Raw genomic sequence first — 13,622 nt, forward strand, 5'->3', positions numbered from 1 at the left:
GGAAAGCCGCGCTTCAGAAACGCGGCAGAAGACAACTTAGATCAGCGGCGGCATGGGCGGTTGTTCGACCACGACCGGGGCTTCGCGTGCCACACGCAGCTCGCGCTTAAGCCGGCCATTCTCCATGCGCAGGCGCACCATGGCAGGCATCGACGACACCAGCCCGGCCAACAGCCCCACCACGAAAAACGCGAGGCCGATCAGAATCAAAGGCGCCGACCACGCGTAGCCAGCGAGGAAATTCAGCGTAGCGGGTTGTGTATTGGAGAGCGCGAGCACCAGCAAGAGCACGAACACCAGCACACGGATCAGCCAGACGATAAATTTCATGAATAGGTCTCTTGACGGCAGTTGCGGGGTGACGCCGGCTTGATGACGCGTCGCGCCACGGTGTTGCCCGCGCCGAAGTGACCCGTATTGTAATTGAAGCCCTCGCGACTGGGCAGGAACTGGCTAATAGAGGACTTACGCGAGGTTGATCTTGCCGCAAGAGGATGCGTGGGCAGGTGAGATCGATTGGGGAATGCGCCGGGCGTGGGGGACAAAAAAGACGGACGAAAAAAAAGCGCCCGAAGGCGCTTTTTCTGGTCCTTTGCCGTCTGGCTTTGGCCGCTGACGCTACCAATGCCATGCTGCAAACCGCGCAGCGAAGCATTTACAGGTCGTCGTCATCCGGCTCATCGGCCTTCAGCGGCTCGCCCGAACGTCGATCTACCCGCTCGCGCAATTCCTTGCCCGGCTTGAAGTGCGGTACGTACTTCTCAGGTACCAGCACCTTCTCGCCCGACTTCGGATTACGCCCAACGCGGGAGGGACGACGATTAAGGCCGAAGCTGCCGAAGCCGCGAATTTCGATGCGATGACCGTTGGCAAGCGCCTCCGACATCGCATCAAGCATCGTCTTCACCGCGAAATCCGCATCTTTAAGTACAAGCTGCGGAAATCGCGTAGCCAGCTGGGCGACCAATTCCGATTTGGTCATACTGCAGCAGACCTCTCAAGAAAACGCCGGGTCGCCCCCATGTTGTAATTTCCCCTTTCGGGGGCCTGGCGCGAGGCGCCAAGTTTGGGGGCGTTCCTCAATTACTGGTTCTGACCGTCGAGCTTAGCCTTCAGCAGCGCGCCGAGGTTCGTCGTGCCGGTAGCAGCCGAGCTCGAATCCGACGAAGCCAGGCCGCGGATCGCTTCCTGTTGCTCAGCCGAATCCTTGGCCTTGACCGACAGGTTGATACCACGCGACTTGCGATCGATGTTGATGATCATCGCGTTGACCTTGTCGCCTTCCTTCAGCACGTTGCGAGCATCTTCCACGCGGTCTTGTGCGATTTCCGAAGCGCGCAGGTAGCCTTCGACTTCAGCCGACAGCGTAACCACTGCACCCTTCGCATCTACCGTCTTGACCACGCCGTCGACGATCGAACCCTTGTCGTTCATTGCAACGAAGTTGCTGAACGGGTCGCCTTCGAGCTGCTTGATACCCAGCGAAATGCGTTCCTTCTCGACGTCGATGCCGAGAACGATCGCTTCCACTTCGTCGCCCTTCTTGTACTTGCGAACTGCTTCTTCGCCCGTTTCGCTCCACGACAGGTCCGACAGGTGAACCAGACCGTCGATGCCGCCCGGCAGACCGATGAAGACGCCGAAGTCGGTGATCGACTTGATTGCGCCTTGCAGCTTGTCGCCCTTCTTGAAGTTGCGGCTGAAGTCGTCCCACGGGTTCGGCTTGCATTGCTTCATGCCGAGGCTGATACGGCGGCGGTCTTCGTCGATTTCGAGAACCATGACTTCGACTTCGTCGCCCAGCTGAACAACCTTCGACGGTGCAACGTTCTTGTTCGTCCAGTCCATTTCCGACACGTGAACCAGGCCTTCGATGCCCGATTCCACTTCGACGAATGCGCCGTAGTCGGTGATGTTGGTGACCTTACCGAACAGGCGCGTGCCCGACGGGTAACGGCGCGAAATGCCTTCCCACGGATCGTCGCCCAGTTGCTTGATACCCAGCGAAACGCGGTTCTTCTCTTGATCGAACTTGAGGATCTTCGCGGTGACTTCCTGGCCAACCGACAGAACTTCGCTCGGATGACGCACACGACGCCATGCGATGTCGGTGATGTGCAGCAGGCCGTCGATACCGCCGAGGTCCACGAACGCGCCGTAATCCGTGATGTTCTTCACCACGCCTTCCACGATCGCGCCTTCCTTCAGCGTTTCGAGCAGCTTTGCGCGCTCTTCGCCTTGGGTCGCTTCGATCACAGCACGGCGCGACAGCACGACGTTGTTACGCTTGCGGTCGAGCTTGATGACGCGGAATTCCAGCGTCTTGCCTTCGTACGGGGTCGTGTCCTTGACCGGACGCGTGTCAACCAGCGAACCCGGCAGGAACGCGCGGATGCCGTTGACCATGACGGTCATGCCGCCCTTGACCTTGCCCGTGATCGTGCCGGTCACGAGTTCGTTGTTGTCGAGAGCCTTTTCCAGCGACAGCCACGAAGCCAGACGCTTCGCCTTGTCGCGCGACAGGATCGTGTCGCCATAGCCGTTTTCCAGCGCGTCGATCGCGACGGAAACGAAGTCGCCCGCCTGCACTTCTACCTCGCCCGCGTCGTTCAGGAACTCTTCGAGCGGGATGTAGGCTTCGGACTTGAGACCAGCGTTGACGACCACGAAGTTGTGGTCAACACGCACGACTTCGGCGGAGATCACTTCGCCGGCGCGCATGTCTTGCTTGGTCAGCGACTCTTCGAACAGAGCCGCAAAAGATTCGGTATTCGGGTTGGAAGTTTGCAGGTCGGACATAAAAATCAAAATTTGCATGGTTCTCGCGGTGCCCGGCTGGCCGGATGGTCAGCAATGACGGCTAGAGTGCGAATGCCACGCGGGGTTAAGGGGTTAAAACACGCTCCACGACATATGCAGAGCACCTACTGACAACACTTGCTTCTCACTTCTTCTCTACTGCGCCCACTGCCCGTACATCAGGCATGCGGGACCAATGCTTCATACCACTGCACCACCTGCTCGACCGCCTGGTCGATAGACAATGCGGAGGTATCAAGCAGCTTTGCATCCGCTGCGGGCTTGAGCGGCGCGGCCGTGCGCTGACTGTCACGCTCGTCGCGCTCACGCAAATCCCGGAGCAAGTCATCTATATTAGCAGAAAATCCTTTTTGGATCAATTGCTTATGTCGGCGCGCCGCACGGGCCTCCACACTGGCCGTCATGAACACCTTCAGCACGGCGTCCTGGAAGATCACCGTGCCCATGTCACGGCCGTCGGCGACTAGTCCCGGTTCCTTACGGAAAGCCCGCTGACGGGCCACCAGCGCGGTTCGCACGGGCGCGTGCACGGCAATCGCCGAAGCGCGGCTGCCGACCTCTTCCGCGCGAATTTCCGCGGATACATCCGCGCCGTCGAGCTGCGCCAACCCTTCACGGAAAGTGATGTGCAGGTCGTCGATCAGTTTGACAAGCGCGTCGGCGTCGTCCGCCGCAACGTTGTAGCGGACGCTGGCCAGCGCGGCGAGCCGGTACAGCGCGCCGCTGTCCAGCAAATGGAAACCGAGACTCGCGGCAACCAGCGCAGCCACGGTGCCTTTGCCGGAGGCGCTGGGGCCGTCGATCGTAATGACGGGCGTTTGGTGAAAGGGACGGATCGGTTTCATCGAAAAAGTCGCACGTCAGTCGATTCGGGAGCGAATCAGGGTTGAGCGAGCGCCGCGAAGCGCTCGAAATAATCAGGGAAGGTCTTGCCAACGCACTTCGGGTCGTTGATCCGGATCGGCACGCCGCCCAGGCTCACGAGCGAGAAGCACATCGCCATGCGGTGATCGTCGTAGGTGTCGATCGAGGCGTTCGGAATCAATTTTTCAGGCGGCGTGACGACGAGGAAATCCTCGCCCTCCTGCACCTTCGCGCCGACCTTGCGCAGCTCGGTCGCCATCGCGGCGATCCGGTCGGTTTCCTTCACGCGCCAGCTGGCGATGTTACGCAGCGTGGTCGTGCCGTCCGCGAACAGCGCGGCAACGGCAATCGTCATCGCAGCGTCGGGAATCAGGTTGAAGTCCATGTCGATCGGATCGAGCTTGCCGTTGTCGTTGCCGACGCCGCGCACTTCGATCCAGTCCTCGCCCATCTGCAGGTTTGCGCCCATCTTGATGAGCGCATCGGCGAAGCCGACGTCGCCCTGGATGCTGGCCCGGCCAACGCCTTCCACTCGCAACGGGCCGCCGCCGAGCGCGCCGGCCGCGAGGAAATACGACGCCGACGACGCGTCGCCTTCCACCATGATGGTGCCCGGCGATTGATAGCGCTGCCCTGCCGGCACGACGAACTGATGCCAGCCGTTGCGCTCGACCTTGATGCCGAAGCGCTCCATCAGCTTGATCGTGATCTCGATGTAGGGTTTCGAGATCAGTTCGCCATCCACCTGCACGGTGGTCACGCCGCTTTCAGTGCGCAGCAGCGGCAGCGTCATCAGCAGCGAGGTCAGGAACTGGCTCGAGACGTCGCCGCGCACGCGGATCGGCGCGTCGGCCAAAATCTGCGCCGGGCGAATCCGCAGCGGCGGATAGCCGTCGTTCTCTTCGTAGTCGATCTTCGCGCCGATCTGCCGCAAGCCGTCGACCAGATCGCCGATCGGCCGCTCGTGCATCCGCGGCACGCCGTGGATACGATAGTCGCCGCCATTCACTGCGAGCGCCGCGGTCAGCGGACGCACGGCCGTGCCGGCGTTGCCGAGGAACAGATCGGCCGTGCGCGCCGTGAACGCGCCACGCGTGCCGGTCACCACACAGGTGTCGCCTTCGCGCTTCAGGCGCACGCCGAGCTTTTCAAGCGCGTCGAGCATCACGCGGGTGTCGTCGGAGTCGAGCAGGTTCGTGATCGTCGTCTCGCCTTCGGCGAGCGCCGCGAGCAGCAGCACGCGATTCGAAATGCTTTTCGAACCGGGCAAACGAACCATGCCGGACGCACGAGAAAATGGTCCGAGGTCGAGGAATTCCATGATTGAGTCCAGTTCCGGTTATTTCGACGCGTCGCCTAAGGCGGCCGCGTTAGTGCGCTGTTCCTGCCACTCGCTACGCGCGACCCGCGAGCGGGCGAACACGGCTTCGAGCGCAGCGCCGTCGCCGGCGTCGATCGCCGCGCGCAAACGCGCGAGCACCGCCGTGTAGGCATCCAGTTCGTCGAGCAGCGCAACGCGATTCGCCACGCACACGTCGCGCCACATTTCCGGGCTGGACGCGGCGATGCGCGTGAAGTCACGGAAGCCGCCGGCGGCGAATGAAAATTTCAGCGCGGCGTCGGGCGAATTGAGAATCTGCTCGACCAGCGCGAAAGACAAAACGTGCGGCAAATGGCTGACCGAGGCGAGCACGCGGTCATGCTGTTCGGGCGTCATGTCGCGCACACAAGCGCCGGTAGCACGCCACATCGCGGCAACGCGCTCGACCGCTTCCGGTGCATTCTCCGGCAGCGGGCACAACACGACGTTGCGGTTCACGTACAGGTCGGGCAACGCCGCATCCGGACCGCTCGCCTCACGGCCGGCAATCGGATGCCCCGGCACGAACTGCGCGATGCGTACGCCGAGCGCCGCACGTGCCGCAGCGACCACGTCGGACTTGGTACTGCCGGCATCGGTGACGATCGTATTGGTATCGAGAAACGGCGCAATGCGTTCGAGCAGCGGCTGTGTCTGCGCGACGGGCGCGGCAAGCAGCACGAAGTCGGCACCGGACAGCGCAGCACGCAACGCGACGTCATCACCCAGCGCGGCGGTTTCATCGACTACGCCCAGCTCAAGCGCGCGCGCTGTCGACGCGGGCGAACGCCCGACGCCGATCACGGTTCGCGCGCCGGCCGCCTCACCCCGCTCACCCCGTTCACGCAGCGCGCGCGCGAGCGATCCGCCGATCAGGCCGACACCGAAAATCACCAGCTTATTGAAAGAGAACGCGGCCACGTCAGTCACAGAAAAAGCGCGCCTTCCATGAAGTGAGGCGCGCGGGTCAAGGTCAACCGCTTACGCGGCGGCGAGCGTCTTTTCGAGCGCCGCGAGGAACGCTTCGTTTTCTTCCGGCAGGCCGATCGTGATGCGCAGCCATTGCGGCAAACCATAGTTGCCGACCGGGCGAACGATCACGCCCTGCTGCAGCAACGCGAGGTTGACGCGGTTGCCGGCTGCTTCGTCGTTGCCGACGCGCACCAGCACGAAGTTGCCGTCCGACGGCACATACTCGAGGCCGAGCTTGTCGAACGCCTCGGTCAGGCGGCGATAGCCTTGTGCATTCAAGGCCGCGCTCTTTTCCAGAAACGCCTTGTCGTTCAGCGCCGCGATCGCCGCGGCTTGCGCCAGCGTGTTCACATTGAACGGCTGACGCAGACGGTTCAGCAGATCGGTCAACTCAGGCTGCGCGATGGCGAAGCCGACACGCAAGCCGGCGAGGCCGAACGCCTTCGAAAACGTGCGTGAAACCAGCAGATTCGGATAGCGGCGCACCCATGCGATCGAATCGTAGCGCTTTTCTTCCGGCAGATATTCCGTGTACGCCTCGTCGAGCACCACGACCACGTGACGCGGCACCTTGTCGAGAAACGCTTCGAGCTTCGCGCCTTCGATGAACGTGCCGGTCGGATTGTTCGGATTCGCGACAAAGAGCAGGCGGGTGTCGTCCGTGATCGCGGCGAGCATCGCGTCGAGGTCGTGGCCGTACTTGACGGCCGGTACGACGATTGCACGCGCACCCACGCCTTGCGTGGCGAGCGCGTAGACCGCGAACGAGTACTGCGCGTAGACGATCGACTGGCCCTTCTCGACGAACGCATGTGCGGCAATTTCGAGAATGTCGTTACTGCCGTTGCCGAGCGTGACCCAGTCGGCCGGCACGCCGTAGCGCTCGCTCAACGCTGCCTTCAGTTCGAATGCATTCGCGTCCGGATAGCGGCCGAGTTCGCTAGCCGCTTGCGCCATGGCGCGTTGCGCCGATTCCGGCATGCCGAGCGGATTTTCGTTCGACGCGAGCTTCACGATGGTCGCTTCGTCGAGACCGAACTCGCGGGCCACTTCCGAAATCGGCTTGCCGGCGATGTAAGGCGCGATCGCGCGCACATAGGAAGGACCGAAGGACGACGTTGTCATGAAAATCTCCGAACGACTAAATAGTAGTAAGTGAACCTGCGACCGGCGCGCCCGAGCGACGTACGCGCGCCTCGGCCGACATCAACGGGCGCGCGGATACGAGCCGAGTATCTTCAGGAACGCGGCCTTCTGGCCGAGTTCGGTCAGCGCGGCGGCGACTGCCGGCTCGTCGCGATGGCCTTCGACGTCGATATAGAAGTAGTACTCCCACGTACCGACGCGCGCGGGGCGCGACTCGAAACGGGTCATCGAGACGCTATGGCGCGCCAAAGGCTCCAGCAGCTTGAACACCGCACCCGGCTCGTTCGCCACCGAAACGATCAACGACGTCTGGTCGTGCCCGCTGACGCCGGTGCGCTCCTTGCCGATCATCACGAAACGCGTGCGGTTGTGCGGATCGTCCTGGATCAGGGCGTACGCGACTTGCAGACCGTAATGCGTCGCGGCGCGATCACCAGCGATCGCGGCGACAGTCGGATCTTCCGCTGCCATGCGCGCGGCTTCGGCATTGCTCGACACCGCCTGCCGCTCGAGATGCGGCGCATTGGTCGCGAGCCAGCGCTGGCACTGGGCGAGCGCCTGCGCGTGCGCGCACACCCGCGTCACGCCGGTGAGGCCGCCGTTCAGCGTCAGGAGATTGTGGTGAATCGGCAAGGCCAGTTCGCCGCCGATCGTGAGCTGGGTTTGCAGCAGCAGATCGAGCGTGCGCGACACTGCACCTTCGGTCGAATTCTCGACCGGCACAACGCCGAATTCGGCGGCGCCTGCTTCGACCGAGCGAAATACCTCATCGATCGACGGGCACGGCAAGCCTTCGATCGACTGACCGAAGTACTCATGCATCGCCTGTTCGCTATACGTGCCGACCGGGCCGAGATACGCGGCCTTGATGGTCTTCTCGAGCGCGCGGCTCGCGGCCATGATCTCGCGCCAGATCGCACTGATATGCTCGCTGGCCAGCGGGCCGTCGCTCATATCCTGCAGGCGCGCAATCACCTGCTGCTCGCGCTCCGGGCGGAACACCGGCGCGTTGAAATGCTTCTTGACCTCACCCACTTCGAGCGCCACCGCGGCGCGCTGATTGAGGAGCGCGATGAGTTGCGCGTCGAGCGCGTCGATGCGTTCGCGAAGGGGTTTGAGTCGGGTATTGAGTTCGTCGTCCATGCGTGAATGCGGCCCTACCGGGTAACTGCTGGAAAGGATGCGCGCGCCTCGACCTCAGGCGCTGCGCTGTTCGAATTCCTTCATGTATTCGACAAGCGCTTTGACGCCTTCGAGCGGGACGGCGTTATAAATCGACGCCCGCATGCCGCCGACGGACTTGTGGCCCTTTAGCTGCACCATTCCCCGCGCTTTCGCGCCGGCCAGGAAATCTTCGTTGCGCGACTCGTCGGCGAGGAAAAACGGTACGTTCATCCGCGAGCGCGAGCCACGCTCGACCTTGTTCAGATAGAAGCCGCTCGAATCGATCGCGTCGTACAACAGCTTCGATTTCTCGAGATTACGCGCTTCCATCGCGGTAAGGCCGCCCTGCTTCTTCAACCATTTGAACACCAGCCCGGCGATGTAAATCGCGTACGTGGGCGGCGTGTTGTACATCGAATTGTTCTCGGCGACGGTTTTCCATTCGAACGCCGACGGGCAGATCGACTGCGCGCGATCCAGCATGTCTTCACGCACGACCACAACCGTCACGCCCGCCATGCCGATATTCTTCTGCGCACCGCCGAACAGCACGCCGTATTTGGCGATGTCCATCGGGCGCGAGAGGATGTGCGACGAGGCGTCCGCCACCAACGGAATATCGCCGAGATCGGGGATCTCGAACGTCTCAACGCCGTGAATGGTCTCGTTGGTGCACAGATGCACATACGCCGGATCGTCCGACAGTTGCCATTCCGAGCGTGCCGGCGCGCGCGTGAAGCCCTCGGCGGTCTTGCCGCTCGCGGCAAGATGCGCGGTGCCGTACTTTTGCGCTTCCTTGAACGATTTCTGCGACCACGAACCCGTCACGACGAAATCCGCGCGCGCTTTAGCGCCCATCAGATTCATCGGCACAATCGCGTTTTCACCGAGGCCACCGCCTTGCAGGAACAGAATCCGGTGACTTGCCGGCACCTCGAGCAGATCGCGCAGATCGACGAGCGCTTCCTCATGGATCGACATGAATTCTTTGCCGCGATGGCTCATTTCCATCACGCTCATGCCACTGCCCTGCCAATTGAGCATCTCGTCGGCTGCCTGACGCAGCACTTCTTCGGGCATGGCAGCTGGGCCGGCGGAGAAATTAAAGACGCGCATCGTGAGATCCTGGAAGCTGGCGCGAAAAACGAACAGATCGCGCAAAAATCGGCGAAGTCGGCAGCCGCGAAGGCAGCCACTACAAAATTAGCGACGCGAACTCGACAGCACGAGTTTGACGACGCGTGTTTGGCAACACGTGTTTGACACCAATTTCGCGCCCAAAAAGAAAATGGCCGTCTGCGCGTGTGCGCAAACGGCCATTATCGCATTGTCACCGCCAACCCGCCAAACCCGGCACGCCGTATAGCTTGCCGAGCGGCGACTAGCGCGATGTCAGCGCAGCCTTTCGATCTTTTGGCTTGGTCAGTCGGCCAGGTTAGCCGACTAACCTCGTCAACTTACTTAGCCGGCTTGACCGAAGCGACTTCCTTGTCTGCCTGGTCACGCGTTGCCTTGATCGATTGCGGCATGTACTTTTGCATCAAGCCGTTCACGACGTCGCGGCCAACCTGGTCTTGCACCTGGATGAACTTGCGGCCGGTCGGGCTCTTGTAGAACGCCGTCAGATCTTTGATTTCCGATGTGCTGTAGTACTTCGCGTAAGCGTCGTACTGAGCTTGCATTGCGTCTTGACGGAAGGAGTCCGTTGCGAACACCTGGCCTGCGCCGTCAACCAGCTTCGGCACTGCATTCTTTTGCAGCGTCGGGACGGAAGCCTGCTTCTGCTTGTCCGTCATCGTCTTGTTTTCGCTCAGGGCGTCCGACAGGATGGCCGGAACCAGTTGCTTAGCTTGCATTTGCGCGCTGTTGCCGATTGCGCCGACCAGCTTCTGTGCGTCGATTGCGTCCAGCAGGTCCTTGATTGCAGCCTGCTTGGCCGGATCAACCGGTGCCGCGGCAGCAGCCGGAGCCGCCGGAGCCGAGCTCTGAAGTGCTTGAGCCATAGCGAAGGTCGGCACGAGAGCAGCCAGCAACATCAGTTGTTTGAATCGTTTTTGCATCATTACTCCCTAAGAGAAATTAACTTGAACTGCGAGCTGCGCGGAATACGTATCGGCCCGATACGCCATTATTCCCGGCGCAGCTTTCAACCAATAGCCGAGACTGAAAGCTGCCGCTGCAGATCAGGCCGCACCACCGTCTTCACCGCCGTTGTCGCCTTCGGCAGGACCTTCGGTGTCGCCTTCCACATCCACATCCGCTTCCGCCTCAGCAACCTGTTGCAGACCTGAAAGCTTGGTCCCTTCGTCAAGGCTGATGAGTGTAACACCTTGGGTTGCGCGCCCCATTTCCCGAATTTCCGATACGCGCGTACGAATCAGCACGCCCGTATTGGTGATCAGCATGATCTGCGCTTCCTGATCCACCAGCGTGGCGGCGACGACCTTGCCGTTACGCTCCGACGTCTGGATTGCGATCATCCCCTTCGTGCCGCGCCCGTGACGCGTGTACTCGGTGATCGGCGTGCGCTTGCCGTAGCCGTTTTCGGTTGCGGTCAGCACCGACTGCTGCTCGTCGCCAGCCACCAGCAACGCGATCACGCTCTGGCCGTCTTCCAGCTGCATGCCGCGCACGCCGCGCGCCTCGCGGCCCATCGGGCGCACGTCGTTCTCGTCGAAGCGAACTGCCTTGCCCGAATCCGAGAACAGCATCACGTCGTGCTGGCCATCTGTAATGGCGGCGCCGATCAGGTAATCGCCGTCATCCAGACCGACCGCAATAATACCTTTGCGCAACACGCGGCCGAAGGCTTCCAACGGCGTCTTTTTTACGGTTCCTAACGCGGTGCCCATAAAGACGAATTTGTCAGCCGAGAACTCCTTTACCGGCAAGACAACCGTAATCTTCTCGCCGTCCTGAAGCGGGAAGATATTGATGATCGGACGGCCGCGTGAATTCCGCGAACCTTGCGGCACTTCGTAGACCTTCACGCTGTAGACGCGGCCACGATTCGAGAAGCACAGAATGTGATCGTGCGTGTTCGCGATGAACAGCGTGTCGATCCAGTCGTCTTCCTTCATCGCCGTGGCCTGTTTGCCACGACCACCCCGCTTCTGCGCACTATATTCGGACAACGGCTGTGATTTCACGTAGCCGGCGTGCGACATGGTCACAACCATCTCTTGCGGCGTGATCAGGTCTTCGGTGTTCAGCTCGGTTGCGTTCAGCTCGATCTTCGAACGGCGCGCGTCGCCGAATTCGGCTTTGATCGACGTCAGTTCGTCGACGATGATCGCCGTAATGCGTTCTGGGCGAGCCAGAATGTCCAGCAGGTCGGCGATTTGCGCCATCACTTCGCGGTATTCGCCGATGATCTTGTCCTGCTCCAGACCCGTCAGGCGTTGCAGACGCATCTGCAAGATTTCCTGAGCCTGAGTGTCGGACAAGCGGTAGAGGCCATCGGACTGCATGCCGAAGGACGGATTCAAGCCGTCAGGGCGATAAGCCTCACGACCACCGGCCGACGCGTTCTCCGCCTCCGCGCGCGACAACATTTCACGCACCAGCGACGAATCCCACGGACGCGCCATCAATTCCTGCTTGGCGATCGGCGGAGTCGGCGCAGCCTTGATGATCGCGATGAATTCGTCGATGTTGGCGAGGGCGACTGCCAGACCTTCGAGCACGTGACCGCGTTCGCGGGCTTTGCGCAGTTCGTATACAGTGCGCCGCGTCAGCACTTCCCGGCGATGCGACAGGAAGCACGCCAGCATTTCCTTCAGGTTCAGCAGCTTCGGCTGGCCGTCGACGAGCGCGACCATGTTCATGCCGAAGGTGTCCTGAAGCTGGGTCGCCTTATACAGATTATTGAGAACGACTTCCGGCACTTCGCCGCGCTTCAGCTCGATCACGACGCGCATGCCGCTCTTGTCGGATTCGTCGCGGATGTCGGAGATGCCTTCGAGCTTCTTCTCGTTGACCAGTTCGGCGATGCGTTCCAGAAGTGAGCGCTTGTTCACCTGGTACGGCAATTCGTCGACGATGATCGACATGCGCTGACCGCGGTCGATTTCCTCGAAGTGCGTGAGCGCGCGCATTACCACACGGCCGCGGCCGGTGCGGTAGCCGTCGCGAACGCCGGCCACGCCGTAGATGATGCCGGCGGTCGGGAAGTCAGGCGCCGGAATGATCTCGATCAGTTCGTCGATCGTGGCTTCCGGGTTTTTCAGCAGATGCTGACATGCGTCGACAACCTCATTGAGGTTGTGCGGCGGGATGTTGGTCGCCATACCAACCGCAATACCGGACGAGCCATTGATCAGTAGATTGGGAATCCGCGCCGGCAGGATGGCCGGTTCGTTTTCGCTGCCGTCGTAGTTCGGTGTGAAGTCGACCGTTTCCTTGTCGATGTCGGCCAGCAGTTCATGGCCGATCTTTGCCATGCGGATTTCGGTGTACCGCATCGCCGCGGCGTTGTCGCCGTCGACTGAACCGAAGTTGCCCTGACCGTCCACCAGCATGTAGCGCAGCGAGAAATTCTGCGCCATGCGGACGATGGTGTCGTAAACAGCCGTGTCACCGTGCGGGTGATATTTACCGATGACGTCGCCGACAATACGCGCCGACTTCTTGTAAGCCCGGTTCCAGTCGTTGTTCAGTTCGTGCATCGCGTACAGCACGCGCCGGTGCACCGGCTTCAGGCCATCGCGAACATCGGGAAGCGCACGCCCCACGATCACGCTCATCGCGTAATCGAGATACGAACGGCGCATTTCCTCCTCTAGGGAGATTGGCAGAGTCTCTTTGGCGAATTGATCCATTATCCGTATCTTTTACGTGCCAAGGCGGCGGCGATAACCCCACTTCGCCGCCGCCTTCGCGTAAGCATTGCAGGCGCAACGCATCACGCAATTCTAACATGTCGCGCATCCGTCCCCGGCGGGGGTACGTATACCTATTAGCAGGCGAGCGGGAACGGCGCCCTGGCGCCCAGCTAGCGAGTCGAGGCAGGCTCGATTTGTGCGTGCGCCAATTCGCCGCTCAGCCATGACTGGCGGTGCCTTCAGCGGATTGCTTCTGTTGCGCATGCACCACATTTGAAGGGCGATTTGATCGGGGACAGATTTTTTTATCGTTGGAAGGGAACGATATGGCAAAATGCCAACGCACAAAGAGTTAGACACTGCTCGAAGTCTACACAGCACGTTTTTTGTTCTACACCGATGTTATACTTCGAGCAATGTATGACTTGTCTTCGTCAACAGGCTCGCAGTAAACCTGCGGTAATCTCAATTTC

The 13,622-nt window shown here is 61.1% G+C and carries 12 protein-coding genes; 1 reads left to right on the top strand and 11 read right to left on the bottom strand.

Going from position 1 to position 13,622, the window contains the following annotated elements; translation table 11 throughout:
* Positions 1 to 36: 36 nt before the first annotated feature.
* From KHO31_RS04130 to serC, 9 genes are all read right to left on the bottom strand, one after another.
* Entirely contained in the window at positions 37 to 330 is a 294-nt protein-coding gene (locus KHO31_RS04130; RefSeq protein ID WP_074282569.1) for a LapA family protein, read from the bottom strand.
* 325 nt (positions 331 to 655) lie between these two features.
* Positions 656 to 982, bottom strand: a complete 327-nt coding sequence (locus KHO31_RS04135) for an integration host factor subunit beta (protein WP_028200079.1) — start codon at positions 980 to 982, stop codon at positions 656 to 658.
* Between the two features lie 101 nt (positions 983 to 1,083).
* Positions 1,084 to 2,817 (bottom strand): 30S ribosomal protein S1, encoded by a 1,734-nt coding sequence (gene rpsA, locus KHO31_RS04140; RefSeq protein ID WP_063496917.1) that lies wholly within the window; start codon positions 2,815 to 2,817, stop codon positions 1,084 to 1,086.
* Between the two features lie 161 nt (positions 2,818 to 2,978).
* Positions 2,979 to 3,665 (bottom strand): (d)CMP kinase, encoded by a 687-nt coding sequence (cmk, locus tag KHO31_RS04145; protein ID WP_201070337.1) that lies wholly within the window; start codon positions 3,663 to 3,665, stop codon positions 2,979 to 2,981.
* Between the two features lie 35 nt (positions 3,666 to 3,700).
* Positions 3,701 to 5,005 carry a 3-phosphoshikimate 1-carboxyvinyltransferase gene (gene aroA / locus KHO31_RS39100; RefSeq protein ID WP_201108644.1) on the bottom strand — a complete coding sequence of 435 codons (1,305 nt, stop codon included), beginning with the start codon at positions 5,003 to 5,005 and terminating at the stop codon, positions 3,701 to 3,703.
* Between the two features lie 18 nt (positions 5,006 to 5,023).
* Positions 5,024 to 5,974 (bottom strand): prephenate dehydrogenase, encoded by a 951-nt coding sequence (locus KHO31_RS39105; RefSeq protein WP_201108642.1) that lies wholly within the window; start codon positions 5,972 to 5,974, stop codon positions 5,024 to 5,026.
* Between the two features lie 51 nt (positions 5,975 to 6,025).
* On the bottom strand, positions 6,026 to 7,141 hold the full coding sequence (gene hisC, locus KHO31_RS04155; RefSeq protein ID WP_201084691.1) for a histidinol-phosphate transaminase: 1,116 nt from the start codon (positions 7,139 to 7,141) through the stop codon (positions 6,026 to 6,028).
* Positions 7,142 to 7,222: 81 nt separating this feature from the next.
* Positions 7,223 to 8,305 carry a prephenate dehydratase gene (pheA, locus tag KHO31_RS04160; protein ID WP_074282563.1) on the bottom strand — a complete coding sequence of 361 codons (1,083 nt, stop codon included), beginning with the start codon at positions 8,303 to 8,305 and terminating at the stop codon, positions 7,223 to 7,225.
* 54 nt (positions 8,306 to 8,359) lie between these two features.
* A complete protein-coding gene (gene serC, locus KHO31_RS04165; protein ID WP_236060692.1) occupies positions 8,360 to 9,406 on the bottom strand; it encodes a 3-phosphoserine/phosphohydroxythreonine transaminase in 1,047 nt (348 codons plus the stop codon).
* On the opposite strand from serC, the gene KHO31_RS39110 reads away from it, so the two are divergent.
* Positions 9,296 to 9,589 carry a hypothetical protein gene (locus tag KHO31_RS39110; protein WP_236060704.1) on the top strand — a complete coding sequence of 98 codons (294 nt, stop codon included), beginning with the start codon at positions 9,296 to 9,298 and terminating at the stop codon, positions 9,587 to 9,589. The genes serC and KHO31_RS39110 overlap by 111 nt on opposite strands.
* A 194-nt stretch (positions 9,590 to 9,783) precedes the next feature.
* Here the strand turns inward: KHO31_RS39110 and KHO31_RS04170 are convergent, their stop codons facing one another.
* The gene (locus KHO31_RS04170; RefSeq protein WP_063496923.1) at positions 9,784 to 10,386 is read right to left on the bottom strand and encodes a DUF2059 domain-containing protein; all 603 of its coding nucleotides are present in this window, start codon (positions 10,384 to 10,386) and stop codon (positions 9,784 to 9,786) included.
* A gap of 123 nt (positions 10,387 to 10,509) precedes the next feature.
* Positions 10,510 to 13,146: a DNA gyrase subunit A gene (gyrA, locus tag KHO31_RS04175; protein ID WP_211622800.1), complete on the bottom strand. Its 2,637-nt coding sequence runs from the start codon at positions 13,144 to 13,146 to the stop codon at positions 10,510 to 10,512.
* Between the last annotated feature and the right edge of the window lie 476 nt (positions 13,147 to 13,622).

It is taken from the genome of Paraburkholderia domus (assembly GCF_905220705.1).
GTDB classification, from domain to species: Bacteria; Pseudomonadota; Gammaproteobacteria; order Burkholderiales; family Burkholderiaceae; genus Paraburkholderia; species Paraburkholderia domus.